We start from the raw sequence: 23,421 nt of genomic DNA, 5'->3' as shown, positions 1-23,421 counted from the left end.
TCGCCCCACGATGACAGCCTAGCTCCATTCAAATGTGATGCACAGCACATAGCTACCGGCGGGTAACAAATCCCCTCGCGCCTGCGGCATTGCCGAAAATTAGAACATATGTTCTAATTGGGTCATGCGGTGGACAACTCAGCAACTCAACCAGCCACTTCCCCTGGGCGAAGCACCAAGCACACAGCCGCTCCTACCCTTGGCAGGTCTGGTCAAAAGCGTGCAGACGCCAGAGTTTGCTGGCATTACTTTTCACGAGGTGCTTTCAAAGTCTGCCCTCAATAAGGTCCCGCCCAGCTCTTCCATGCCTTTCGAATGGACAGTGAACCCCTACCGGGGCTGTTCTCATGCCTGCGTGTACTGCTTTGCGCGCAAGAGCCACACCTACCTTGATTTTGATTCCGGCGTGGATTTTGATTCACAAGTGGTGGTCAAGATCAACGTGGCGCAGGTGCTGGGCAAGGAACTGGCCAAGGCCAGCTGGCAGCGGGACCATGTGGCACTGGGCACCAACACCGATCCCTACCAACGGGCTGAGGGCCGCTACAAGCTCATGCCCGGGATCATCAAGGCATTGGCTGATTCGGGGACACCCTTTTCCATTTTGACCAAGGGAACACTACTGGCCAGGGACATTGGCGTGCTGCGCGAGGCCGGCCAGCAGGTCAGCGTGGGCATGGGCATTTCCCTGGCACTGCTGGATGAGGACCTTGCCCACACTCTGGAGCCCGGGACCCCCTCCCCCAAAGCCAGGTTGGCGCTGATCAGCAAGCTGCGCGACGCCGGTTTGCCGTGCGGCGTCATGGCCATGCCCATCCTGCCCTGGCTCACCGACTCGGACGAGGCCCTGGATTCCCTCTTTGCGGCCTTGGCCCGAGCTGGTGCCACCGGTTTGAGCGCCGGCGCCTTGTATTTGCGCCCCGGCACCAGGGAATGGTTCATGCACTGGCTGGCCCGTGAACACCCCGCCCTGGTAGGCCGGTACCAACGATTGTATGGCTCTGGCGCCTATGCCTCCAAGGAGTACCGCCAGTGGTTGGCCGGCCGTGTCAATGAGGCCAAGGCCCGCCATGGTTTTGTCGCCCAGGGGTTCATTCATGATCCCCGGCAGGAAGAGGCCCAGTACCCGGCGGGCAGTCTGCCGGCGACCGGATTCAGGGGCGTTGGGTCCAACAAAAAAACGGGAGCCCCCGTGGGGACTCCCGCCTTTTCTGAACTGACCCCCACCTTGTTCTAAAACGCACCAGGTACGTGGTGCAGGGGTGCAACTCCTGGCTTATCCGCTCTTGCGGCGGAATTCGCGTTTATGCGAAGCAGATCCGTGGGATGCACTGATCTTGGAACCATTGGTAGCTTCGACACTGCCGTGCTGCTTGTTCTTTTTGTTTTCCAGGGCCTGGCGAAACTTTTCCTTTGTTTCGTCACTGGCACCGGCGGGCGATGGTTCGTGGTGGTTTTCACTCGTCATGGCACAACCTCCTTGAGATCTTCGGTAGACCTTAGTCTGGCACAGCAGCGGCGGAATTCAACACCCGCAGCCATTCTTTTAGGATGCAGCAGTGAAAGCCAGGAGCGCGTGGACAATGGGCAGATCCGCCGGGATCCAGGCCAATTCAAGAAGTTGTGGGTCATCCAGCGCCAGCCACAGCAGCTGGTCGTGGTCCTCCAACGGTTCGGCTGTGCCTTCGCTCACCTCAACGAGCCACACTCTCATGGCGGCGTTGGCGTTCAGAGGCCAGCCACCCTCCGTTGGACTTTCGAGTTCAGCGCCGACGCGCACCTTGACACCCAACTCTTCAGTCAGTTCGCGGTGCAAGGCCTGCTGCGGGCTTTCACCTGGCTCGATCTTGCCGCCAGGGAACTCCCACATGCCAGCAAATTCCGGCGGGGCGGTGCGCCGGGCTACTAAAAGTTGCCGGGGGGCTCGTAGCGAATCCATCACGGCTGCGCCTACTATTTGTTTTTTCATCGTCACCGCCCCAGTGTATGGCGAACTAGACTGGTGGAGGCATTTACCTGCCCTCACCGTGCCGCCGAAGCAACCAGGCGCCGGCCCGGCCGCCCAGCGCAGCGCGGCAATCGTGGAAAACCACTTTGCGAAAGTTACTAGATGACACTGATCAAAAATGCCCGGCCCCCCAAGGCAATCACACCCAACTCTGTGGCTTTGGCCATTCTCTCCCTTGCCATTGGCGGGTTTGGCATCGGCACCACCGAATTTGCCATGATGGGCCTGTTGCCCAATGTTGCCGAAGGTGTTGGCGTCAGTGTGCCGGAAGCCGGACACGTCATTTCCGCCTACGCCCTGGGCGTGGTGGTGGGTGCGCCGGTGCTGGTGGCCATTGGGGCGAAAATGCCCCGCAAGGCCCTGGCTCTGGGCTTGATGGCCCTGTTCACTGTGGGCAACCTGCTCTCGGTGCTGGCCCAGGACTACACGACACTGCTGATCACACGCTTCATTGCCGGCTTGCCCCACGGCGCCTTCTTCGGTGTGGCAGCGGTGCTGGCAGCCTCCCTGGTGGCGCCCACCAAGCGCGGCCGCGCCATCTCCATGGTCATGATGGGCCTGTCCGTGGCGAACGTGCTGGGCGTGCCGCTGGCCACGTTTGTGGGACAGCAATTTGGGTGGCGCTGGCTCTTCGTCATGGTGGGGGCCATTGGTGTCATCACCATGATTTGCATGGCCATGTTTGTGCCGCACCAAAAAGCCCATCCCGACGCCAGCCTCCGCAACGAACTCAGCGCCCTGCGTCGTGGTCAGGTGTGGTTGACGCTGTTAGTGGGTGTTGTTGGGTTCGGCGGCTTCTTCGCCGTGTACACCTATGTTGCCAACACCATGACCGACGTTGCAGGTTTCGCCTCCGACTTCCTGCCGGTCATTGTTGGCCTGTACGGGCTGGGCATGGTGGCTGGCAACTACGTTGGTGGACGGCTGGCCGACTGGTCGGTCATGGGCAGCATCTACACCATGATGGCGTTCATTGCCGCAGTATTGATGATTTACTCCCTAACAGTGCATATTCAGTGGCTGGCCTTGGTCATGATCTTCGTCATCGGCGCCTCCGGGGCCATGCTGGTGCCGTCCCTGCAAACCCGTTTGCTAGACGTTTCACCGGGCGCCCCAACACTGGCTTCCTCGTTGAACCACTCAGCCCTGAACATGGCGAATGCCCTGGGAGCCTTTGTGGGCGGCCTGGTGATCTCCTGGGGTTGGGGCTTCACGGCCCCGGCCATGGTGGGTGCCGCATTGGCGGTGCTGGGCTTGGCCATCGCCCTCCTCAGCGGCCTGCTGGACAAAGTCGGAGCCAAGGCCCACAAGGACAACTAGCAAACCCAAATCCAACTGGCCCGCAGAAAACGCCGAAAATGAGCTTGAAAAGCTGAATTTTCGGCGTTTTCTGCGGGCCAGTTGTTTAAGAACCTTGGGGCTTCACCGCGGGAGCGCAGGAGTGGATGTCGGCTCCAAGTAGATGACCTTCGCAATCGGGACGGCGGCACGCACGCGCTTCTCGGCGTCGTCAATGGCCATAGCAATTCCAGCCACGTTCTCCGAGGCGTCCACAGCAATTTTCGCCGCGCCAAGCAGTTCTTCAGAGCCGACGTGCATGGTCTCAAGGTGGATGGTCTTGCTGACGCCAGAACGATGGCCGCATACTTCGAGCGGCTCGCCAAGGCAATGGCGACGATAAGGGCGGCGACGAAGCGTTCCCGGCCATGGGCAATGAACCTCATGCCAGCAATGGACAAATTGGCCACTAATGCAGCGGCGATTGCCCTCGTACCACGTTAGTGCGAGACAGTGGGTTCCCCTCACCTCCGTGCAGGCCTGCAACTTAAGCCTCCACGGGCACCTTGCCCACTACGGGAAAGCCCAGAGTGTGCCCGCTGCACGCCAGCCCAACCGCCGCCATCATCACCTGGAGGTGGCGAACGCCGGTCCCCAACGGACGTGGGCCACGCCGACTGTTAGCCCGCGCGGCGCTGGGCTCGGGCGCTGGCGTACAAGCAGACGGTTGCCGCCGTGCCCAGATTCAAGGACTCAGCCTCGCCATACACGGGCACAGCCACTCTGTGGTCAGCCAGTGCTTTCTCCTCCCCTGCCAAGCCCTGGGCTTCATTACCAAAGAGCCACAGGGTGGGATCCTCTAGGGCGTAGCTGGAGTCGGGAATTTGTTGGTCGAAGGCGCGGGCAGCACTTTCATCCTGCAACAGGTCAAGGTTCAGGTGGCCGTAACCATCGGCAGCCAGCACACCAACGCCCGCAGCCTTGGCAGCAGCCACCACCTCAGCCACATCGGCACCCAGCACCACGGGAAGGTGGAACAGCGAACCAGCTGTGGCCCGCACAGCCTTGGGATTGTAGATATCAACACTTGAGTGCGAGAAGATGACCGCGTCGGCGCCGGCGGCGTCTGCTGCGCGCAGCACGGTGCCGGCATTGCCCGGGTCGCGGACCTGGCACAGCATGGCTATCAACTTCGGCTTGGACGCCAGCACTGCGTCCAGCGGGACGTCAACAAAGTTGCAAACAGCCACAACGCCCTGCGGGGTCACGGTGTCTGTCATGGCGGAGAGCACCATTTCGCTGGCAATTCGAACCTGCAAACGGGTTCCCGGCGTGGAAGCCGCCTCAAGGAGTTCCGGGTAACGCTTCAGGCATTCAACCGTGGCGTAGAGGGCCTCAACCACGGGGCTTCCGCCGGCTGCCAGGCATTCACTGTGTGCCTTCAAAGCCTCGCGGACGCTCTGCGGACCCTCGGCCAGGAACTGGCGGCGCTTTAAACGACCCGAGCGCCCAACCAGCTTGGCAACGTCCCGCACCCGATCTGCTCGAGGATTGGTCATTGCTTCTACTGGTGGGCGCCCGGATTCAATCATGCTTAGGACTTTATCAGTCACTGAGCAGGAACAAGGAACTCAAAAAGTGCCTTGAGGCAAAACTGGAATTACTTGGCTACCGGTGCAGAAGTATCTGCAGGCAGTGCAGCCTTGGCGATGTTCACCAGTGCAGCGAAAGCAGCGGCGTCGTTGACGGCCAGGTCTGCCAGCATACGACGGTCAACTTCAATCGCAGCAGCCTTCAGGCCCTGGATCAAACGGTTGTAGGTCAGGCCGTTGGCGCGTGACGCAGCGTTGATACGCTGGATCCACAGGCGACGGAAGTCACCCTTACGCTTGCGGCGGTCACCGTAGCTGTACACAAACGAGTGCAGCAGCTGCTCTTTGGCCTTACGGTACAAGCGTGAACGCTGTCCGCGGTAACCCTTTGCGCGCTCAAGAATAACCCGACGCTTTTTGTGGGCGTTTACAGCCCTCTTCACACGTGCCACGTGCGTACTCCTTCAAGTTTAAAGATCCCAAGCCAATCATGCCAGGGAAGGCTTTGATGAATGGTGTTAGTCCCGGAACTGGGAATCGCACCGATTGACTTGCGAAATTAGATGCCGAGCATCTTCTTGATGTTGCGGACATCAGCCTTGGCGACCAGGAGGTCACCCTTCAGGCGACGCTTCAAGCTGGAAGGCTTGTGCTCCAAGTAGTGGCGGCGGTTAGCCTGCTGGCGAACGAGCTTACCGGAACCGGTGAGCTTGAATCGCTTCTTTGCACCACTGTGTGTCTTCATTTTAGGCATGAGGACCTGTCTCCTTACGTATCCACCGGCGCTGCCTGTGGTTCTCTTGCAGCGACTGGTTGGGTCACTGTGTGGGTGTATTCACCGCTGAAAAGGAGGAACCTTATTCAGCTGAGCTGGGGGTTTCGGCTGCAGGCTCGCTCTTTGCAGAGGCGGGCTTTGCGGCCGTTTTTGTTGCTGTCTTCGCGGCAGGCTTGGCTGCAGGCTTGGCGATAACCGGCTTAGCCATGGGCTTGGGCATCGGAATCGGCCTTGCAACTACCGGCTTCGGCGCAGCAACAGGCTTGGGGGCGACGGCCGGCTTGGCTGCAGGAGCCTTGGCAGCAACCTTTGCAGCGGGCGCCTTGGCAACAGGAGCCTTAGCGGCGGCCGCCTTCGGAGCTGCAGACTTGGCCGGAGCCTTTGCAACAGGTGCGACGGCGGGAGCTGACACAGCTACAGGCGCACTTGCTGCGGGGGCCACCACTGCGGCCGGTGCTTCAACAACGGCTGCGGTCTCGACAACAGCGTCAGCGGCTTCGGCAACAGGTGCCTGAACTGCTTCGGCGGCGGGAACCTCTTCGTTCAAGCGGAGGCCCTCGGGCAGCAGATCAGCCAGGGACTGAGTCATGGGTGCCTTGTTGTCGCGGTCTACATCAACACGGGCTGTGCCGTTGGCCACTGCCTCGTTGTGAGCCTTGGCGTCGGCACGCTGCTGGTTGCGTCGGGCTTCAGCCTTCGCTTCAGCCTTGTTCTTCAACGGACCAATGACCATGACCATGTTGCGGCCGTCAATGCGCGGGCTCGACTCGATGATGCCGACCTCGGCAACATCTGCGGCGAACTTCTGGAGCAAGCGGATGCCCATTTCGGGGCGCTGCTGCTCACGTCCACGGAACTGGATCATGGCCTTGACCTTGTCACCGGCACCGAGGAACTTCAGCGCATGTCCGCGCTTTGTCTCGTAGTCATGGGTGTCGATCTTGAGGCGGAAGCGGATTTCCTTCAGAACAGTGTTCGTCTGGTTCTTCCGTGCTTCACGGGCCTTGACGGCGGCCTCGTACTTGTACTTACCGAAGTCCATCAGTTTGCACACCGGCGGCTTAGCCGTCGGCGCTACCTCAACCAGATCCAAGTCTGACTCAGCGGCAAGACGAAGGGCATCCTCAATGCGGACGACCCCAACCTGTTCGCCTGCTGGCCCTACCAACCGCACCTCTGGGACGCGGATTCGATCATTGATGCGTGGCTCGCTAATGTGTAGCTCCTGTTGCATAAGAAAAGGTGAGTACCATCAGCAACGGAGAAGGCCCCCAATTTGCTGATGCAATGGAGGCCTCGAATAATCGGTGCGGCAACCCAACAATAAAGGGGTTTGCCTCACTTCACCCCAGGGGCGAAGCACCGACCTGAACCAGACAACGCCAAAATTGGGTCGAAAGGTGGGAGAGGACTCCACTTGCAAACTCGAAGCAACTGCTTCTTTTTGGCCTGTGACTTGCGTCGTTTGGACAAGAAGAAATAACAGCATCGAGTCGGTCTATGACAAGCTTAGCAGTATGAGTAGCTCAGATAATAATTCGGACACCCGCAACACTTTTCAGCCCGCCCCGGAAGAGGGTCTCAACGACGTACAGACTGCCTCCGCGGTGCGTGACATCGCCGAAGTTCCGGCCATCGAAGTCATTACGACGGCGGCCGTTCACCTCATGAGCGCAGCAGCAGTTAAGTGCGGCTTGGCAGCAGGACCTGACGCCGAAGAACTCAAGGATCTGGACGAAGCCCGCAAGCTGATCACTGCGCTGGCCGGTTTTGTCACGGCAGCCGCACCGGAGATTGGCAGCCAGCACGCCGGACCGTTGCGTGACGGCCTGCGTTCACTGCAACTCGCGTTCCGTGAGGCCTCCACCATTCAGGACGCCCCGGGCAAGGGTCCGGGCGAAAAGTACACCGGAGCGGTTAACTAGTCCCCACGCCTTCTACACATCGAACGGGCAGTAGTTGTTGATGTTTTTCTAAACCATCAACAACTACTGCCCGCTCGACGTTAATGGGGCGCTCAGCGCTAGACGGGGTCTGGTTCACCCAGCAGTTCCTCGGAGTCGTCCCGGCTGCTGGGGCCGCGTGTGCCATCAACGTCCGTCGCCTTACCAGGACGGCCGGTAGCTAATCCATCCGGGGCCCCCTTCTCCAGGCTTGGCTCAACACCCATGACAACACGTGGTTCGTCGGTCACCGGCCGCACCCTGCATGCACTTCGACGGCGATAGATGGACATGGCGATCAAGCCAAGTACGGCCAGAACAGCACAAATCAAACCCACTATCGCAAAACCTGCCCAGGGGCCAATGTCATCGATCATGGCGCCGGCAAACGGGGAACCCATGGCGCTGCCAATGGTCATTGAGGAGCCGTACATGCCCATGGCCTCGCCGCGCCGTTTCTCCGTCACTAGATCCGCAATATGCTCGGCGCTGGAGGTCAGCACCGGAGCGCACAACAAGCCTGGCAGGATGGACAGCAGGCCCAATGTCCATGCGTTGGTGGCGAAACCCATGGGGATGACAAGCACCGCCATGGCCATGAGCAGCCACAAGGGGTTGACGGATTTCTTGAGGGCACCGTAGACGATGCCGCCCAGAATCGAGGCGCCGCACCAGAACAAGAACACTATGCCAAGATCGCTGGTGCTGTTGTTGTGTTCCATCAGCGCAACCATGCCCACGTTCACCCCTGACAGGACCAGTCCGGCACCCAGAGAGGTGCCCAGAATGGCAAGTACGGCGATGTTGACCCAGCGAAGGTTGTGCCGGGACGTGCCCCAGAAGCGCAGAACAAAGTTCTTGCCGGAAAGATTGGGGGCTTTGGCATCTTCCACAGCATCGAACGGCTCGGCACCGCCGCGGTCGACGGCCACATAGGAGCCCTTTTGGCCCGTCCGGGTTGGCGGGTTGAACCACATGAGGAAGATGCCCGCAAGGGAGGCACTGACGCCGATGATAATCAAACCCACCACCGTGTTGTTGGTGGCTAACATGACGCCGGCCGCGGGACCGATCATGAAGGTAATTTCCCCGCCCATGGAATCAAGTGCGTACGCAGTGCGGCGCTGCTCGGTGGGAACCATGACGCTCAGGGCCTGGCGGACCACCGAGAAAATGGGGACAGCGAAGAGCCCGCCGATGAATGCCGCGACCACGAGCAGCTGAAAATTGAGGAAAGGCGCCGTGCCCCAGACGACCGCCTCGGCCACTACAGAGGGAATCAGGGCTCGCCGCAGCCCATAAATATCCACTAATCGGCCACGCCACGGCGCCCCGATGGCCATTCCTATGGTGATGGCGGCGGCAACGGAGCCTGCAGCGGCATAGCTGAGCTCCATGGATTGCACCACGTGCAGTGTCAGCAGGACACCGGCCGCCGCGTGGGGAATTCGCGCAAACATGGCGATAATCAGCAGCCGGCGCACGGATCCAACCGCGAGGACTTCGCGGTAGGCGGCAAAATTCACTGTAGTGACTTCTCTCTTGTGATCCATCACAAGAGCGCGTAAAGGTGCCTTGGGAGGGTTTAGGTACGTGGGTGTGGGTGGCGCAAACGAACTTGGATCGAATCAACGGCGTGGGCAAAGTACTCGTTGGCAGCCCAATACTCCTGCAATTGGGCCAACAGACTGTTCACCGCATGCTGATCAAGCCCGGGCAGCAGCGTGATGGTGACACACAGTTCCGGGCCGGTTCCACCGCCCTTGACCAACTGGCCGTGGGATGTGGATTTATTGCCCCACTGGGATTCTATGCCCTGGCCAACGCTGGCGGAAATGTCCAGCACAGCACTGTTACCAAGAGCCGACACAGATTGCGCCAAGACGTTTTGCACTGCAGCGTCAGCGTAACTGGGCAGCCATGTTTGCTGCTGGGCAAGCGCCCACATGGCCGGGCGGCGGATCACAAAGGGTCGTGGCGAGCCGGGGTCCAGCACCATCAACTGTGCTTCCTCAGCCACAGCTGACAACGCTGCGCGGGCTGCATACACAGCCACGGGACGAGCGTCGGGGTGCCATTTTGTCAGAGCTTCGGCATGCGTAAACGCCGGCAACACCACTCGGCCATCGGGTCCTTGCAGGGTCACCAGGGCCATGTCCGATTCTTTGTCGGACACCAGGCCGTTCTCCCCCACAGTTTGCTCAGCGAGCTGGGCAACAATAGGGATGAAGACACGGGCCTGCGCCAAGGCGGCAATGACGTGCGCCTCGGTGCCCTCACCGTCGGCCAGCGCTTCCATGGCGGCGGCGAAACCAGCGTCCATGGCGCCGTCGTCGGTGTCAAAATTATGGTATTTTTCCTGCGCAGGCAGGTCCCGCCCCGCCCACGGCTGCCCGGCCGAATCCGTGGATCCGCCGGCACCGGCCAAGGCTTGGGCAATATGGCCAGGCAGCTGTTTCTTGGGCATCTCAGTCATGAATTAGCGGCGGCCTGCAACGTCTAGGGCCTGCGGCAAGGTGAACTGGCCGGAGTAGAGAGCCTTGCCGATGATGGCACCTTCAACACCTTCGCCCACCAGTTCGCGCAGGACGCGCAGGTCTTCAAGGCTGGAAATGCCTCCTGAGGCCACCACTGGCTTGGAGGTGCGGGTGCACATTTCCCGCAGCAGTTCAACGTTGGGGCCGCGCAGGGTGCCGTCCTTGGTGACGTCCGTGACAACGTACCGGGCACAGCCGGCGTCTTCCAAACGGGCCAATACTTCCCAGATGTCGCCACCTTCCTTGGTCCAGCCGCGGCCTGCCAAGGTGGTGCCGCGGACATCCAGGCCCACGGCGATCTTGTCACCAAACTTTTCGATGACCCTGGCGGTCCATTCGGGGTTTTCCAGTGCTGCCGTGCCGAGGTTCACCCGGCCCACACCCAGTTCCAAGGCAGCTTCCAAGGAGGCGTCGTCACGGAGTCCGCCGGAAAGCTCAACCTTGATGTCCAGGGCTGCCACCATTTCGCGCAGCAAGTGCACGTTGGAGCCGCGGCCAAAGGCTGCGTCCAGGTCCACCAGATGAACCCACTCGGCGCCGTCGTTCTGCCAGTTGAGGGCCGCCTCAAGAGGCGAACCGTAGCCGGTTTCAGAGCCAGCCTCGCCCTGAACCAGGCGAACTGCCTGTCCGTCTACAATGTCGACAGCGGGCAGCAATTCCAAAATGGGGGTGGTCATGGGGTCCTCAACGTGACTAGTACTTGCGAATGTGGAGTGGAGCGTGTGCGCGCCGGGCTAGACGCCGGAACTCACTGAGTGAACATGTAGGCGGCCACCAGCGACATGACAGCCAACACGGCAAAACTGATGGGTATCCATCGAGCGGTTTTCTGCTGGTAAAACGTGTAGGCGCCGCCAATGAGCAACCCCGCCAGGCCCATCAAAAGCAAGGACCACATTATTTTGCCGCCTTGTTTAGTGACAGGACCCAATTGCGCAACAGGCGTGCACCCGCATCGCCGGACTTCTCCGGGTGGAATTGGGTTGCGCACAGCGGGCCGTTTTCAATGGCCGCAATGAAGGGCGCACCGTGCTCGGACCAGGTGACCATGGGCGGGCGCATCTTGGGCTGGAGAACCTCAAAGTCCCATTTCTGCACGCCGTAGGAGTGCACAAAGTAAAAGCGCTCGTCTTCAACACCTTCAAACAACATGGAACCTTCGGCTGCCTGAACCGTGTTCCAGCCCATGTGCGGGACAACAGGAGCTGGCAGGAGCTCAACCGTTCCGGGCCACTCCCCCATGCCTTCTTCATGGACACCGTGTTCGAATCCTGCGTCAAAAAGGACCTGCATGCCCACACAAATGCCCAGCACTGCACGGCCTCCGGCCACACGGCGCCCGATCATTCGCAGCGCATCAACGCTTTTGAGCTCGCTCATGACAGACCCAAAGGCACCCACGCCTGGAACCACCAGGCCATCGGCAGTCAACACGTCCTCGGGCTTGGCGCTGAGTTTCACCGTGGCACCGGCGCGTTCAAGGGCCCGCACGGCGGAGCGCACATTGCCTGAACCATAGTCCAGGACCGTGACTGTGGGCTGGTTTTCTGCTGTTGACGGGGTGGCTTGGGAGCTCACAAAAGGCCCTTCGTGGATGGAATTCCTGTGACGCGGGGATCTGATTCAATGGCTGAACGCAGGGCGCGGGCGAATGCCTTGAACTGTGCCTCAACAATGTGATGCGGATCGCGGCCGGCAATGACAGTCATGTGCAGGCAGATTTGCGCGTGCAAGGTGATGGCTTCAAAGACGTGGCGGGTCAGGGAACCTGTGAAGTGACCGCCGATCAAGTGGTACTCCTGGCCTGCGGGCTCGCCGCCATGCACCAGGTACGGGCGGCCGGAAACATCGACAACTGCGTTGGCCAACGCCTCGTCAAGCGGGACGGTGGCTTCGCCGAATCGGCGGATGCCCGCCTTGTTTCCCAGGGCCTCCTTGAGAACTTCACCAAAGGAAATGGCCACATCTTCCACGGTGTGGTGGGCGTCAATGTGCGTGTCACCGGTGGCCTTGATGTTCATGTCGATCAGCGAGTGCTTGGACAGTGCCGTCAGCATGTGGTCATAGAACGGGACTGAGGTGTCAATCGTGGAAACACCGGTACCGTCTAGGTTGATTTCCACCAGCACGCTGGACTCGCTGGTTACTCGCTCCAAACGGGCTGTGCGTCCCTGGCCGGGCTGCGGGCTGTTCTCAGTCATTGCACAAGTCCTTTGGTTTTTGTCCGCGCCTTCTTGCCCCTGCAGGCGCAGGGCAGGGCTAGGCTCGCGAACTTTTCACTGTATGTCACCAGTTTAGGAGAGAAGGCCTGATTATGCCCAAAACAGTCCGCTGCCAATCCTCCGGTGCCCGGTTTGGCAGCGTTGTCCTCACGCGTGACTAGCTGGCCAGGATAGCGCGCAAGCCGCTGAGGAATGCCGTTGTTTCAGCTTCGGTGCCGGCAGTCACGCGCAGGTGCCCGGGAATTCCGACGTCGCGAATCAACACTCCCTCAGCCAACAAGGCTTCCCACACTGCATGGGGATTTTCCAGTCCGCCGAAGAAGACAAAGTTTGAATCCGAGGGTGCCGGCGTCAGGCCAAGATTTGTCAGTTCCGTCACTATCCTGTCCCGTTGGACTTTAATAGCCTCCACATTGGCCAACAGGGATGTTGAGGTACGCAGGGCCGCGACGGCAGTCGCCTGGGTGATGGCCGACAAGTGATAGGGCAACCGAACCAAACGGAGAGCGTCAGCGACTTCCGGCGCCGCCGCTAGATAGCCAAGGCGGGCGCCGGCCAAAGCAAACGCCTTGCTCATGGTCCGTGAAACCACCAGGCGCGGTCGGCCCTCAAGCAGGCTCAGGGCACTGGGCGTTCCTGTGTGGGCAAATTCTGCATACGCTTCATCAACAATGACAATGCACCGTGACGCTTCTCCTGCCTCATAAACAGCCTCCACCACCTCAAGGCCGAGGGCCGTTCCTGTGGGGTTGTTCGGCGAACAGAGGAAAACGATGTTCGGGGCGGCCGCACTCACCTGTTCCGCCGCCGATGCCGCGGACAAGCTGTAGTCCTGATCGCGCAATCCGGCGATATAGCCGGTACCTGTGCCACTGGCCAGCAGGGGGTACATGGAGTATGTGGGCGGGAATCCCATGGCAGTGCGTCCCGGACCGCCAAAGGCCTGAAGGATTTGCTGCAGGACTTCATTGGAACCGTTTGCGGCCCATAGGTTGTCTTCGTTGAGGCCGTGGCCCAAATACGCCGCCAATTCCTGGCGAAGGGTGGTGAATTCCCTGTCCGGGTACCTGTTGAGGCCTTCAAGTTCCGCCGCCACGGCTGCCAGAATGGCTTCCTTGGCATCCGCCGGGACGCCAAAGGTATTTTCATTCACGTTCAACAGTATGGGAACGTCAAGTTGCGGGGCGCCGTAGGGATGCAGTCCACGCAGATCGTCGCGGAGTGGCAATTGACCTAAACGTTCAAACTGATCCATGGCTCCAGCTTAATTGACAAGGATGCCAAATCCCGAAACGGTGACAGCATGCGGACACTTCAGCCCGAGCTCCAGGAGCCAGCTTGGCAGGATTGCTAGCCGGAGGTGTTCTACTTCGGGATGGGAACGAACAGTCGCTGGCCTGCCTGAAGCACACCTGTACCCAACTCATTCAGGGCAACAATTTCCCGAACCACTTCACGAACGTCACGATTCGGATTGGTGGTGCCAGCGATGCTCCACAGACTGTCGCCCTGGAGAACTGTCACTGAATGGGCGTAGCTGTCCATGTCGACGGCCAGGTGTTCCACGCCCGCATGGGCGGGGCTTGCCAACGTACTGAAAACAATCGCCAAGGCGACGAACACCAGGATCGATGATGCCACCAAGGCCGGGACACCAAGGAGCACCAGCCGGCCTCGACGCGTCAACGTCAGCTTGGCAGGCGCGGCCTGCCGCTGCGCCTGATGGTGCCGGGGACTGACATTGCCGCCGCCAAACAAGGCCTTGGGTGTACTGCTGAGAGTTCCTGCAGAGATAACCATTGCATTCATGACTTCTCGTCCTTTCACCGTGGATCTGGATCCTTGGCCACACCTGCCAACTGGATCAAAATTCAATGCTTCATATCTTCGATAGAACGTATGTTCGAATTTGCTACTAGTACAGTTTTAGCACCTATAGACGACACTTGCCAAGGGTTGATAGAACAAATGTTTGATATTGCCCCTGTTGTGGCTTAAACTTGGTTTACAAGGATTGGCCGCTAGATGCAGTCCACCAGCAGGCACTGACATTGTTCAGGGCAGCCACGAAAGGACCCGGAACCATGGCGCTTCAAGAACCTCCGCACCGCATCCCCCAAGCGCCCAGTCGCGCTGGCATGAAGGGGCTCACTGTTCGGCAGAAAAAGATTCTCGAGTGCATCCAGCGCTCCATTGCTGACAAGGGCTACCCACCCTCCATGCGTGAAATCGGCGACTCCGTGGGGCTGGCCAGCCTTTCCAGCGTCACGCACCAGTTGACCCAGCTTGAGCGCCATGGCTACTTGCGTCGTGACCCCAAACGTCCCCGAGCCATGGAAGTTTTGATCCCGCTGGTTCTGGACGACGGCGAGGTGGAGATTGAGGGGGTCAGCGCCCCGTCGAAGTTGCGCAGCTCCAATGGACTCAACTTCGCTGAGCTGAGCAGTTCCTCGGACACCGCATTTGTTCCTCTTGTGGGACGCATTGCAGCTGGTGGCCCCATACTGGCCGACCAGTCCGTGGATGACATCATGCCGTTGCCACGCCAGATTGTGGGCAGCGGAGAATTGTTCATGCTTAAGGTGCAAGGCGATTCAATGATCGACGCGGCAATCTGCGATGGGGACTGGGTGGTGGTGCGTCAACAGCCCACCGCCAACAACGGCGACATTGTGGCTGCCCTGTTGGAGGACGAAGCCACGGTGAAGACCTTCCGCCAGCGTGACGGCCACACCTGGCTTTTGCCCCAGAACACGCGCTACGAACCCATCTTGGGCGACCACGCGACCATCATGGGCAAGGTTGTATCAGTACTGCGCAGCCTCTGACGGCTCCCAACAACGCGTGCACGCATCGCACGCACCAGCAACACCAGCGAAAGGCCCAGGCGCCGGTATTTTCGTAGGCTGCGTCAAGGAGACACCAAAGTCCCCAAGCGCTCCCACCGCTCGCAAGCTCGCAGCGGGTCCCTCGCGCTTGTGGCCCCAGCCCGCGGCCGAAGTGTCGGGAAGCAGCCGGAAAATACCGGGCCTGTGCCTTTCGCGTGACCGTAGCCGGAAAGTACCCGTTCCTGGGCCTTGGCGTTATTTCCCGGAGAGCCGCTTCAGTGCGGCAAGAGCCACGGCGCGGTCCTTGGTGGCCCAGAATGGCGGAAGGGCCGCGCGCAGGAACCCGCCGTAGCTGGCGTTGGCCAGGCGTGAATCGAGTACAGCCACCACTCCCCTGTCGGCACTTGAGCGGATCAGGCGCCCCACGCCCTGTGCCAGGCGCACGGCTGCGTGAGTGGCGGAGATGGCGATGAATCCGTCGCCGCCGCTTTGTGCCACAGCCCGTGCCCTTGCTGTCACCAGGGGGTCATCGGGTCGCGGGAACGGAATCCTGTCGATGACAACCAGCCGGCAGGAGGCACCCTGAACGTCAACACCTTGCCACAGCGACATGGTGCCAAACAGGCAGGTGTCGGGTTCATCGGCGAATTCCTTGATGAGCCCGGCCATGGAGGAATCACCTTGGCAAAGAATCTTGACGGAAAGCTTCTTGCGCAGTTTCTCCGCAGCATCCTCGGCTGCTCGCCTTGAGGAGAACAACGCCAACGTTCCGCCACCGGCGGCGGTGATCAGCGCAGCAAGTTCATCGAGCTGTTCGGATGACATACCAAAACCGGGTTTTTGCAGGTGCGCTGCCACATAGAGCATGCCTTGCTTGGGGTAGTCAAAGGGAGAGCCGACGTCGGCCCCTGTCCAGGCGGGTGCGTTGGGGCCCAACAGGCCGAGCCCGCCAGCTGTTGCCTGAAAGGACTCCCCAATGGCCAGCGTTGCCGACGTCAGCACCACAGTACGGTCAGCAAACAGGCCCTCTCGCAGTTTCATGGCCACACTGAGCGGTGCGATGTTGATGACTGCCGGCTCGCCGTCGTCCGCCTTCTGGTAGCCCTTGCCGGGGGTGAAACTTCCTGGCCGCGAGGCCCACACCACCTCACGCGCCTCAGCGGCGACCAGCATCCGCTCGCACAGGTCAAAGATCAGGTTCAGCCGGGCCCGGGCAATGGAACGGCCACCGTCCACGGCTGCATTGCCCTCGGGCTTGGAATCTGAGAGTGCCGCCCGAACGGCGTCGCGCACTTGTTCAATCGCTTGGCTTTGAGTTTGATTCAGACCATTGGGCAGCAGGCCCTCGGCCGTGCCGGCGAAGGCCAGGTCAAGCGCTGCAGCGCTGGCGTGAATTGCGTCAACGGAAACCGCCGTGTGTTTGCGGGTGCTGGAGGCAGCTGCCTGCACCATTTGCACCGACAACTGCCCGGTGACGGCACCAGTGACCCGGTCCTGCAATTCATGGGCCTCATCCACCACCACCACGTCGTAGTCGGGCAGAACAGCAATGCCTTCAAACGCGCTGATGGCCAGCATGGCGTGGTTTGTCACCACGATGTCAGCCTCGGCGCCGCGGGCGCGAGCCAGTTCCGAGAAGCATTCTGTGGCCAGTGGACACTTTTGCGCCCCCAGACATTCCATGGAGGTGACCGACACCTGCCGCCACGCCTTGTCGGTAACTCCGGGGATCAGCTCGTCCCTGTCGCCCGTCTCGGTGTCCTGTGCCCACTCACGCAGACGCACCACTTCACGCCCCAGCGCGGAGGTGGGGCCAGTGGTTGCGCCCGGCAGGTGAGTGACGGAAGAATCTTCACCCAGGGTAAACAAGGCCCCTTCGCCGGTGTCCTCGGAGGGGAAACCGCCGCCTAGTTTTTGCTTGCACACGTAATTGCTGCGGCCCTTGACCAGGGCAACATCAATGGCGCGCGGCAAAACAGGTTCCAGGGCAGCCAAAAGGCGCGGCACATCGCGGCCCACGATCTGGGCCTGCAACGCCAAGGTGGCCGTGGCCACCACTGCCGGTTTGTCACTGGTGAGGGCATTGACAATCAGCGGGATCAGATAGGCCAGCGACTTTCCGGTGCCAGTCCCTGCCTGCACCAGCAGGTGGTCGCCACTTTCAATGGCGTCCACCACGCGGCGCACCATCTCATGCTGGCCGTCACGGCGCTGGCCGCCCATGGCTTCAACAGCCCGGTCCAGAAGTTCCAGTGCTTGTTGCGAGAATTCAGTGTCATCCATGTTGGACAAACGGTTCAACCTCAGCTGCCAGATCTTCGCGGACCCGGACGTGGGCCACAGTTCCGTGCTCGCCATGCTCCAGCGTGATGATTTCCGCGTCGGAGCGGTGCAGCTTGTTCAAAACATCGCCTCGGTCGTACGGGATGAGCAGAGTCAAGGTGACGCTGGGGTGTGGAATTGCTTCGCTGATGGCTTGGAGCAGCTCATCGATGCCTTGCCCGGTTCGGGCGGAAACCACCACAGTGTTGGCCTCGTGCTGGCGCAGACGTTCCACCACAAACGGGTCAGCAATATCCACCTTGTTCAAGATGATCAGCTCAGGAATCTGCAGGGCTTCCACTTCAGCGAAGACTGTCCGCACGGCAGCAATCTGGCCCTCAGGATCGGGGTGGGAGGCGTCCACAATGTGCAAGATCAAATCCGCATCAGCCACCTCTTCCAAGGTGGAGCGGAAAGCCTCCACCAATTGGGTGGGCAGCGACCGCACAAAACCCACGGTATCCACCAGGGTGTAACCCAGGCCATCGGCTGTTTCGGTCTTGCGCACCGTGGGGTCCAAGGTGGCGAACAAGGCGTTTTCCACCAGCACCCCAGCGTCGGTGAGACGGTTCAGCAGGGAAGACTTTCCGGCATTGGTGTAGCCGGCAATGGCCACGGAGGGCACATTGTTGCGCTTGCGGTTGGCGCGTTTGGTGTCGCGAGCCGGCTTCATCGCGGCAATCTCGCGGCGCAGCTTGGCCATCTTGGTGCGGATTTTGCGCCTGTCGAGCTCCATCTTGGTTTCACCCGGGCCACGGGAACCAATACCGCCACCGGCGGCACCCACCCGCCCACCAGCCTGGCGGGACATGGATTCGCCCCAGCCGCGCAGGCGCGGCAGCAGGTATTCCATTTGGGCCAGCTCCACCTGGGCGCGGCCTTCACGGGATTTGGCGTGCTGGGCGAAGATGTCCAGGATCAACGCCGTCCTGTCAATGACCTTGACCTTGACAACTTCTTCCAGGGTGCGCCGCTGGGACGGGGCCAGATCCCCGTCAATGATCACCGTGTCCGCGCCTGTGGCTTGGACAATTTCCTTGAGCTCCTGGGCCTTGCCTGTACCAAGATAGGTGGCCGGGTCCGGCTTGGCACGTCGCTGCACCATGCCATCCAAAACCTCGGAGCCGGCTGTTTCGGCCAGTGCCGCCAGCTCGCGCAAGGAATTCTCGGCGTCGGCCATGGTGCCCTGGGACCACAGGCCGGCCAAGACAACCCGCTCCAATCGCAGCTGGCGGTATTCCACCTCTGTGACGTCTTCAAGTTCCGTGGACAGCCCGGACCGGCGGCGCAGGGCGTTACGCTCGGCAAGCTCTTCCTGGGCACCATCAAAGCTGCTGTGTTGGAAGTCCAAGGTGGACACCGCCTGGGCCTGCCCTCCCAAAGGGCGGGTGGCCGGAGTGCCGCCGTGGGGATCCTGTGCGTCCAGGTCGCTGTCGGCACGCACAGCACGGCTTGTTGCCGCGTCCTTCGCCAAGATCCGGTCAATTACGGCTTCAATTTCGGCAACGGATAGATCCGTGCCGCCCTGGCCGGACTCTTGCGAAGGCGTCCCGTTCTTGCCGCCGTCGGGCAGCTTGTGATCGTCGGAACCAGTGTGTGCAGATGCGTTGGACATATTCTCCTCATAGACGCTTATCTTCAATCTTAGTCGCGGCCGCCCACACTCACACCTTTTCAGCCCAGAGCTTGTGGATAAGCCGCTTCCCGCTCCCGACGGCGCTTAGGCGCGCCTAGATTCACAATCTCGCGAATTCGCACTAATCTTGCATGACTATGGGTACTCAGGGTGCAGAGCACTATTTCAGTTCACAACCGTCAACTCCGATGAAGCGGCGACCCCTCAGCGTGGTGTTGGCCGGCGAAAAACGTCAACTACAAACAGCCGGGGGAATTTTCAGCCCGGACGGAGTGGACAAGGGCACCACCATTTTGCTCTCCGAGGCGCCGCCGCCCGCCACGGAAGGGAACTTGCTGGACATTGGCTGCGGCTGGGGCCCCATCGCCTTGAGCCTTGCACTGCACTCCCCCGAAGCAACCATCTACGCCGTTGACGTCAATGAGCGCTCCATCGAGCTGACCAATGACAACGCCAAGTCTCTTGACCTGGGCAACGTCCACGCCTCCACCCCGGAGGCCGTTGATCCGGATGTGCGCTTCAACACCATCTGGTCCAACCCGCCCATCCGCGTGGGCAAGTCGGAGCTCCATTCCATTCTGCTGATGTGGCTTCCCCGCTTGGCACACAATGGCATCGCCTACTTGGTGGTTCAAAAGAACTTGGGTTCGGACTCCTTGCAGCGTTGGCTGACCACCGAGCTCACCGAACAGTTCCCCGACGCCGGATTCACCGTGGCCCGTGACTCGACCAACAAGGCGTTCAGAATTCTGCGGGTTACCCGCACCAATCCGTAGTTCCAAAACGCTGTTGCACGAAAGAGGCCGCGCCCATGATGGGCACGGCCTCTTTCGTTGAGTGCTGCTGCTTGCGGGAGGGCCTTAGCCCATGCCGTCCGCGATGACGCCCTCGGCGACGATCACGGCTGGGCCGCTCAGTTCAACATGCTCTCTGCCCTCGGCGCCGGGGAAGAACCGCACTCCCACCTCGCCGCCGGGCACCGCAACCGTCCAGACGTCGGGGGCCTCGGCGCCTGCCCAGAACCGGATGGCTGCGGCGGCCGCGCACGCTCCCGTGCCACAGGAGAACGTCTCCCCCACCCCACGCTCGTGGACGCGCATGCTGATGTGTCCGACGTCGTCCCTCACCAAGGGCTCGGCCGGCACCACAAACTCAACGTTGGTTCCGTACGGGGGTGCCGGGACAACTATCGGGGCCTCGCCGAGTTTGGTGCCGGCCAGCTCGCTCAAGTCTGCCAGAGCCACCACGGTGTGCGGATTGCCCATGTTGATGGAAAGAGCCGGGCGGTCCACTTCCAGGCCTGCAGCGGACACCACGGAATCGGAGCCGCCTTGTGCTGCTTGCTCGGGAAAAATGAAGTCCCAGGGACCCATGTCCACCCGGTATCCGTTGGCGGTCCGCGACACCACTTTGATGCCGGCCCGGGTGCCAATGGTGAGCTCTTCGCCAGGCGCCAGGGTCACAAGGCCTTGGGACAGCAGGAAATGGACAAAGACGCGCACCCCGTTGCCGCACATTTCCGAGCGCGTCCCATCACCGTTGTTGTAGTCCATGAACCACTCGGCGTCCGGGTGGGCGGCCAACAGTGCGGCGCCTTCGCTGACATGCTTGGACCGCACGGCACGGATCAATCCGTCGCCACCAATCCCGCGGTGGCGATCGCACAGTACGGCAATCTGCTCCGGTGTGAGTTCGCGCAAGCCGTCGGGATCGGCCATCAAGACAAAGTCGTTGCCGGTTCCATGGCCTTTGGAAAAGCGCATGCCTGTCAGGGAAGTGGTGGCTTCAGTCATGGATTAAGACTAAAGCACCTTGCGTTCCGCGCCGAACAAAAGGCGTACACCGCCGAAGCCGATCAGCCCTGAATGGTCCGGACCACTAGCTGGGCCGCGGCCGTGCCCAAGTCCGTCTGGGCCCAATCCAGCCACTGGACGCGGGGATCGGCCCGGAACCAGGTCAGCTGGCGGCGGGCAAATTGCCGTGTTGCCACAATGGTTTCCTCGCTGGCCGCAGCCACCGAGGAGTCGCCGTCTAGGACCTGCAGGAACTGCTGGTAGCCCAGCGCTTTGTGGGCAGTGCGCCCCTCACGCAGCCCTTGTGGAATGAGTGCTTGAACCTCATTGAGCAGGCCCTCGGCAACCATGCCGTGGACACGGCTGGCAAGGCGCTGATGGAGTTCGGCGCGGTCGCCATTGAGACCGATCTGCACGGCCGGCGAAAAGTACTCACGCTCGGGCATGAACGAACTAAACGGCCGGCCCGTCAGCTCATGGACTTCCAAGGCCCGCACCACCCGTTTGGCGTCGCTGATGCGCGCTGCGGAGATGGGATCCACCGTAGCGAGTCGGGCGGCCAGCATGGCCAGGCCCGTACGTTCCAGTTCCGCCTCCAACGCCGACCGCACAGCAGGGTCGGTGCCGGGGAATTCCAGCACATCCAGGGCTGCCCGAACATAAAGCCCGGATCCGCCCACCAGAATAGGCAGTTTGCCGCGGGAGCGGACATCGGCAATGGCTGCCCGGGCCAGGTCCTGAAAAGTAGCCACGGTGGTGTCTTCACGCACCGTCAAAAAATCCATCAGATGGTGCGGAATCCCGCGGCGCTGCTCCAACGGCAGTTTCGCGGTGCCAATGTTCATGCCCCGGTAGAACTGCATGGAATCGGCGTTGATGGCCTCCCCGTCAAAGCGTTCGGCCAACTGCAGGGCCAGCTCGGACTTCCCCGAACCTGTTGGGCCGACGACGGCGACAACCGGCAACGCTGCTGCGTTCACGTTCACGCTGTGCGAACCTGCAGGGACGGCATGCCCAAGCTGACCTTGGGCCGGGCGCCGCTGGCCGCTCCTGGCGTGGGAACACCGCAGGACTCAGCCTGGGCCAGGTCCCAAGCATCCCCTGCGCGCGAACGGCGCAGGGAGTAGTCGGCAGCTGTTGCGGGGTCGGCCACCACATGGAACGAAGCAGCCGCGGTGATGGTGACGGTGACAAGATCCCCGGGGCGGGGTGTTGGCGCCCCTTCGGGAACGCTGAAGTGGACCAGGCGCTGATCTTTTGCACGGCCGGAGAGTCGGTTGGTCTGGGCAGCTTTGCGACCGGAGGTGGCGGTCACCATGACCTCCACCTCGCGGCCAATCTGGGCAGCATTTTCCTCGGCAGAAATCCTGTCCTGCAAGGCTGTGAGTCGCAGGAAGCGTTCCTGGACGACTTCCTTGGGCAGCTGGTCGGGAAGGTCTGCCGCTGGGGTGCCGGGCCGCTGTGAGTACTGGTATGTGAACGCCGTGGCAAAACGTGACTTCTCCACCACATCCAGCGTTGCCAAGAAATCCTCTTCCGTCTCGCCGGGGAAGCCAACAATTATGTCAGTGGAGATGGCCGCGTTGGGTATTTGGTCGCGGACCTTGTCCAAAATGCCCAGGAACTTTGCCGAGCGGTAGGAACGGCGCATGTCCTTGAGAACCTTGTCCGAGCCCGACTGCAGGGGCATATGCAGCTGGGGCATGACGTTGGGTGTTGCCGCCATGGCGGCAATGACGTCGTCGGTGAAGGCCGCCGGGTGCGGGCTGGTGAAGCGGAGACGCTCCAAACCCTTGATCTGCCCGCAGGCGCGCAGCAGCTTGCCAAATGCCAGCCGATCGCCAAATTCAACACCGTAGGAATTCACGTTCTGGCCCAACAGCGTCACCTCAATGGCGCCGTCGTCCACCAACGCCTGAACCTCGGCAAGGATTTCGCCCGGACGGCGGTCACGTTCCTTGCCGCGCAGGGACGGCACAATGCAGAAAGTGCAGGTGTTGTTGCAGCCCACAGAGATGCTCACCCATCCGGAGTAAACGGCGTCGCGCCTGGTAGGGAGGGTTGAAGGGAAAACTTCCAGCGACTCCAGGATCTCCATTTCTGCGTCGGCGTTGTGGCGTGCCCGCTCCAGCAGCACTGGCAGCGCGCCCACATTGTGGGTGCCAAACACCACATCAACCCACGGGGCACGCTTTTGGATGGTGTCCCGGTCCTTCTGAGCCAAGCAGCCGCCCACGGCGATTTGCATGCCCGGGTTGATCTCCTTGATGTGGGCCAACATGCCCAAGTTGCCGTAGAGCTTGTTGTCGGCGTTTTCACGCACTGCACAAGTGTTGAACACCACTACGTCAGGCACCGCGTCACCGTTGGCGTCAAGAATTCGCCCCGGTCCGGCTTCCTCCACAGCCACCAGACCGGCAGTTTCCAGCAACCCGGCCATGCGCTCGGAGTCATGGACGTTCATTTGGCAGCCGTAAGTGCGCACCT

25 protein-coding genes are annotated in these 23,421 nt (G+C 61.1%); 5 read left to right on the top strand and 20 right to left on the bottom strand.

From position 1 onward, the window contains the following. Positions 1 to 124: 124 nt before the first annotated feature. A complete protein-coding gene (locus tag CVS27_RS14230) occupies positions 125 to 1,237 on the top strand; it encodes an Rv2578c family radical SAM protein (protein WP_103466438.1) in 1,113 nt (370 codons plus the stop codon). 39 nt (positions 1,238 to 1,276) lie between these two features. On the opposite strand, the gene CVS27_RS14225 is transcribed toward CVS27_RS14230, so the two are convergent. Together CVS27_RS14225 and CVS27_RS14220 are read right to left on the bottom strand one after the other, a co-directional pair. Further along, complete coding sequence (locus CVS27_RS14225) at positions 1,277 to 1,468, bottom strand: DUF5302 domain-containing protein (RefSeq protein ID WP_103466436.1); 192 nt, start codon at positions 1,466 to 1,468, stop codon at positions 1,277 to 1,279. Between the two features lie 78 nt (positions 1,469 to 1,546). Next, the gene (locus CVS27_RS14220; RefSeq protein ID WP_243400199.1) at positions 1,547 to 1,969 is read right to left on the bottom strand and encodes a (deoxy)nucleoside triphosphate pyrophosphohydrolase; all 423 of its coding nucleotides are present in this window, start codon (positions 1,967 to 1,969) and stop codon (positions 1,547 to 1,549) included. Between the two features lie 141 nt (positions 1,970 to 2,110). Between CVS27_RS14220 and CVS27_RS14215 the strand changes: the two genes are divergently transcribed. Beyond that, positions 2,111 to 3,328, top strand: coding sequence for an MFS transporter (locus CVS27_RS14215; RefSeq protein WP_103466433.1), 1,218 nt, complete (start codon positions 2,111 to 2,113; stop codon positions 3,326 to 3,328). Between the two features lie 102 nt (positions 3,329 to 3,430). On the opposite strand, the gene CVS27_RS20830 is transcribed toward CVS27_RS14215, so the two are convergent. From CVS27_RS20830 to infC, 5 genes are all read right to left on the bottom strand, one after another. Next, on the bottom strand, positions 3,431 to 3,607 hold the full coding sequence (locus CVS27_RS20830) for a hypothetical protein (protein WP_165788151.1): 177 nt from the start codon (positions 3,605 to 3,607) through the stop codon (positions 3,431 to 3,433). 359 nt (positions 3,608 to 3,966) lie between these two features. After that, a complete protein-coding gene (locus tag CVS27_RS14205; RefSeq protein ID WP_103466430.1) occupies positions 3,967 to 4,878 on the bottom strand; it encodes a TrmH family RNA methyltransferase in 912 nt (303 codons plus the stop codon). Between the two features lie 68 nt (positions 4,879 to 4,946). Beyond that, on the bottom strand, positions 4,947 to 5,330 hold the full coding sequence (rplT, locus tag CVS27_RS14200; protein WP_103466429.1) for a 50S ribosomal protein L20: 384 nt from the start codon (positions 5,328 to 5,330) through the stop codon (positions 4,947 to 4,949). A 107-nt stretch (positions 5,331 to 5,437) separates the two neighbouring features. Beyond that, on the bottom strand, positions 5,438 to 5,632 hold the full coding sequence (rpmI, locus tag CVS27_RS14195; protein WP_103466427.1) for a 50S ribosomal protein L35: 195 nt from the start codon (positions 5,630 to 5,632) through the stop codon (positions 5,438 to 5,440). A 103-nt stretch (positions 5,633 to 5,735) separates the two neighbouring features. Continuing rightward, the gene (gene infC, locus CVS27_RS14190) at positions 5,736 to 6,887 is read right to left on the bottom strand and encodes a translation initiation factor IF-3 (protein WP_103466426.1); all 1,152 of its coding nucleotides are present in this window, start codon (positions 6,885 to 6,887) and stop codon (positions 5,736 to 5,738) included. Positions 6,888 to 7,170: 283 nt separating this feature from the next. Here infC and CVS27_RS14185 point away from each other — a divergent pair, with 283 nt between their 5' ends. Then, positions 7,171 to 7,578: a DUF1844 domain-containing protein gene (locus CVS27_RS14185; RefSeq protein WP_103466424.1), complete on the top strand. Its 408-nt coding sequence runs from the start codon at positions 7,171 to 7,173 to the stop codon at positions 7,576 to 7,578. Positions 7,579 to 7,676: 98 nt separating this feature from the next. On the opposite strand, the gene CVS27_RS14180 is transcribed toward CVS27_RS14185, so the two are convergent. The 8 genes from CVS27_RS14180 to CVS27_RS14150 form a co-directional block, all read right to left on the bottom strand. Then, on the bottom strand, positions 7,677 to 9,149 hold the full coding sequence (locus CVS27_RS14180; RefSeq protein WP_306418501.1) for an MFS transporter: 1,473 nt from the start codon (positions 9,147 to 9,149) through the stop codon (positions 7,677 to 7,679). 32 nt (positions 9,150 to 9,181) lie between these two features. Then, on the bottom strand, positions 9,182 to 10,072 hold the full coding sequence (locus CVS27_RS14175; RefSeq protein WP_103466420.1) for an SseB family protein: 891 nt from the start codon (positions 10,070 to 10,072) through the stop codon (positions 9,182 to 9,184). Positions 10,073 to 10,075: 3 nt separating this feature from the next. Beyond that, a complete protein-coding gene (priA, locus tag CVS27_RS14170; protein ID WP_103466418.1) occupies positions 10,076 to 10,810 on the bottom strand; it encodes a bifunctional 1-(5-phosphoribosyl)-5-((5-phosphoribosylamino)methylideneamino)imidazole-4-carboxamide isomerase/phosphoribosylanthranilate isomerase PriA in 735 nt (244 codons plus the stop codon). 71 nt (positions 10,811 to 10,881) lie between these two features. Beyond that, entirely contained in the window at positions 10,882 to 11,031 is a 150-nt protein-coding gene (locus CVS27_RS20825; RefSeq protein ID WP_165788152.1) for a CG2302 family histidine operon protein, read from the bottom strand. Next, positions 11,031 to 11,711 (bottom strand): imidazole glycerol phosphate synthase subunit HisH, encoded by a 681-nt coding sequence (gene hisH / locus CVS27_RS14165; RefSeq protein WP_243400195.1) that lies wholly within the window; start codon positions 11,709 to 11,711, stop codon positions 11,031 to 11,033. Before hisH ends, CVS27_RS20825 begins: the two co-directional genes overlap by 1 nt. Beyond that, a complete protein-coding gene (gene hisB, locus CVS27_RS14160; protein WP_103466414.1) occupies positions 11,708 to 12,334 on the bottom strand; it encodes an imidazoleglycerol-phosphate dehydratase HisB in 627 nt (208 codons plus the stop codon). The genes hisH and hisB overlap by 4 nt, the downstream gene beginning before the upstream one ends. 178 nt (positions 12,335 to 12,512) lie before the next feature. Next, positions 12,513 to 13,610 (bottom strand): histidinol-phosphate transaminase, encoded by a 1,098-nt coding sequence (locus CVS27_RS14155; RefSeq protein ID WP_103466412.1) that lies wholly within the window; start codon positions 13,608 to 13,610, stop codon positions 12,513 to 12,515. 110 nt (positions 13,611 to 13,720) lie between these two features. Continuing rightward, the gene (locus CVS27_RS14150) at positions 13,721 to 14,164 is read right to left on the bottom strand and encodes a LysM peptidoglycan-binding domain-containing protein (protein ID WP_243399880.1); all 444 of its coding nucleotides are present in this window, start codon (positions 14,162 to 14,164) and stop codon (positions 13,721 to 13,723) included. Between the two features lie 275 nt (positions 14,165 to 14,439). Between CVS27_RS14150 and lexA the strand changes: the two genes are divergently transcribed. After that, positions 14,440 to 15,183 (top strand): transcriptional repressor LexA, encoded by a 744-nt coding sequence (gene lexA / locus CVS27_RS14145; RefSeq protein WP_103466410.1) that lies wholly within the window; start codon positions 14,440 to 14,442, stop codon positions 15,181 to 15,183. Between the two features lie 255 nt (positions 15,184 to 15,438). Here lexA and CVS27_RS14140 read toward each other — a convergent pair whose 3' ends face one another. Both CVS27_RS14140 and hflX read right to left on the bottom strand, forming a co-directional pair. Next, the gene (locus CVS27_RS14140; protein ID WP_103466408.1) at positions 15,439 to 17,466 is read right to left on the bottom strand and encodes an ATP-dependent DNA helicase; all 2,028 of its coding nucleotides are present in this window, start codon (positions 17,464 to 17,466) and stop codon (positions 15,439 to 15,441) included. Continuing rightward, positions 17,459 to 19,120 (bottom strand): GTPase HflX, encoded by a 1,662-nt coding sequence (gene hflX, locus CVS27_RS14135; protein WP_103466406.1) that lies wholly within the window; start codon positions 19,118 to 19,120, stop codon positions 17,459 to 17,461. The genes CVS27_RS14140 and hflX overlap by 8 nt, the downstream gene beginning before the upstream one ends. Positions 19,121 to 19,329: 209 nt before the next feature. Between hflX and CVS27_RS14130 the strand changes: the two genes are divergently transcribed. Then, positions 19,330 to 19,917: a class I SAM-dependent methyltransferase gene (locus tag CVS27_RS14130; protein WP_306418500.1), complete on the top strand. Its 588-nt coding sequence runs from the start codon at positions 19,330 to 19,332 to the stop codon at positions 19,915 to 19,917. 84 nt (positions 19,918 to 20,001) lie between these two features. Here CVS27_RS14130 and dapF read toward each other — a convergent pair whose 3' ends face one another. The 3 genes from dapF to miaB form a co-directional block, all read right to left on the bottom strand. Beyond that, positions 20,002 to 20,934 carry a diaminopimelate epimerase gene (gene dapF, locus CVS27_RS14125; protein WP_103466403.1) on the bottom strand — a complete coding sequence of 311 codons (933 nt, stop codon included), beginning with the start codon at positions 20,932 to 20,934 and terminating at the stop codon, positions 20,002 to 20,004. A 62-nt stretch (positions 20,935 to 20,996) separates the two neighbouring features. After that, on the bottom strand, positions 20,997 to 21,920 hold the full coding sequence (gene miaA / locus CVS27_RS14120) for a tRNA (adenosine(37)-N6)-dimethylallyltransferase MiaA (RefSeq protein WP_103466400.1): 924 nt from the start codon (positions 21,918 to 21,920) through the stop codon (positions 20,997 to 20,999). Next, a complete protein-coding gene (miaB, locus tag CVS27_RS14115; protein ID WP_279325119.1) occupies positions 21,917 to 23,419 on the bottom strand; it encodes a tRNA (N6-isopentenyl adenosine(37)-C2)-methylthiotransferase MiaB in 1,503 nt (500 codons plus the stop codon). The genes miaA and miaB overlap by 4 nt, the downstream gene beginning before the upstream one ends. Positions 23,420 to 23,421: the final 2 nt, after the last annotated feature.

Source organism: Arthrobacter glacialis (assembly GCF_002909445.1).
GTDB classification, from domain to species: domain Bacteria; phylum Actinomycetota; class Actinomycetes; order Actinomycetales; family Micrococcaceae; genus Specibacter; species Specibacter glacialis.
The sequence above is the reverse complement of the archived record's forward strand: the minus strand, read 5'-3'. Positions and strand labels throughout refer to the sequence as shown.

What these genes read in the sequence shown, in the direction of transcription:
- CVS27_RS14205 (WP_103466430.1), bottom strand. Translation starts at nt 4,878, where the DNA reads ATGATTGAATCCGGGCGCCCACCAGTAGAAGCAATGACCAATCCTCGA.
- CVS27_RS14155 (WP_103466412.1), bottom strand. Translation starts at nt 13,610, where the DNA reads ATGGATCAGTTTGAACGTTTAGGTCAATTGCCACTCCGCGACGATCTG.
- CVS27_RS14150 (WP_243399880.1), bottom strand. Translation starts at nt 14,164, where the DNA reads ATGAATGCAATGGTTATCTCTGCAGGAACTCTCAGCAGTACACCCAAG.
- CVS27_RS14180 (WP_306418501.1), bottom strand. Translation starts at nt 9,149, where the DNA reads ATGGATCACAAGAGAGAAGTCACTACAGTGAATTTTGCCGCCTACCGC.
- CVS27_RS14185 (WP_103466424.1), top strand. Translation starts at nt 7,171, where the DNA reads ATGAGTAGCTCAGATAATAATTCGGACACCCGCAACACTTTTCAGCCC.
- CVS27_RS14220 (WP_243400199.1), bottom strand. Translation starts at nt 1,969, where the DNA reads ATGAAAAAACAAATAGTAGGCGCAGCCGTGATGGATTCGCTACGAGCC.
- rpmI (WP_103466427.1), bottom strand. Translation starts at nt 5,632, where the DNA reads ATGCCTAAAATGAAGACACACAGTGGTGCAAAGAAGCGATTCAAGCTC.
- CVS27_RS14140 (WP_103466408.1), bottom strand. Translation starts at nt 17,466, where the DNA reads ATGGATGACACTGAATTCTCGCAACAAGCACTGGAACTTCTGGACCGG.
- dapF (WP_103466403.1), bottom strand. Translation starts at nt 20,934, where the DNA reads ATGACTGAAGCCACCACTTCCCTGACAGGCATGCGCTTTTCCAAAGGC.
- CVS27_RS20830 (WP_165788151.1), bottom strand. Translation starts at nt 3,607, where the DNA reads ATGCACGTCGGCTCTGAAGAACTGCTTGGCGCGGCGAAAATTGCTGTG.
- CVS27_RS14225 (WP_103466436.1), bottom strand. Translation starts at nt 1,468, where the DNA reads ATGACGAGTGAAAACCACCACGAACCATCGCCCGCCGGTGCCAGTGAC.
- infC (WP_103466426.1), bottom strand. Translation starts at nt 6,887, where the DNA reads ATGCAACAGGAGCTACACATTAGCGAGCCACGCATCAATGATCGAATC.
- hflX (WP_103466406.1), bottom strand. Translation starts at nt 19,120, where the DNA reads ATGTCCAACGCATCTGCACACACTGGTTCCGACGATCACAAGCTGCCC.
- lexA (WP_103466410.1), top strand. Translation starts at nt 14,440, where the DNA reads ATGGCGCTTCAAGAACCTCCGCACCGCATCCCCCAAGCGCCCAGTCGC.
- CVS27_RS14215 (WP_103466433.1), top strand. Translation starts at nt 2,111, where the DNA reads ATGACACTGATCAAAAATGCCCGGCCCCCCAAGGCAATCACACCCAAC.
- CVS27_RS20825 (WP_165788152.1), bottom strand. Translation starts at nt 11,031, where the DNA reads ATGTGGTCCTTGCTTTTGATGGGCCTGGCGGGGTTGCTCATTGGCGGC.
- priA (WP_103466418.1), bottom strand. Translation starts at nt 10,810, where the DNA reads ATGACCACCCCCATTTTGGAATTGCTGCCCGCTGTCGACATTGTAGAC.
- CVS27_RS14130 (WP_306418500.1), top strand. Translation starts at nt 19,330, where the DNA reads ATGAAGCGGCGACCCCTCAGCGTGGTGTTGGCCGGCGAAAAACGTCAA.
- hisB (WP_103466414.1), bottom strand. Translation starts at nt 12,334, where the DNA reads ATGACTGAGAACAGCCCGCAGCCCGGCCAGGGACGCACAGCCCGTTTG.
- CVS27_RS14230 (WP_103466438.1), top strand. Translation starts at nt 125, where the DNA reads ATGCGGTGGACAACTCAGCAACTCAACCAGCCACTTCCCCTGGGCGAA.
- CVS27_RS14175 (WP_103466420.1), bottom strand. Translation starts at nt 10,072, where the DNA reads ATGACTGAGATGCCCAAGAAACAGCTGCCTGGCCATATTGCCCAAGCC.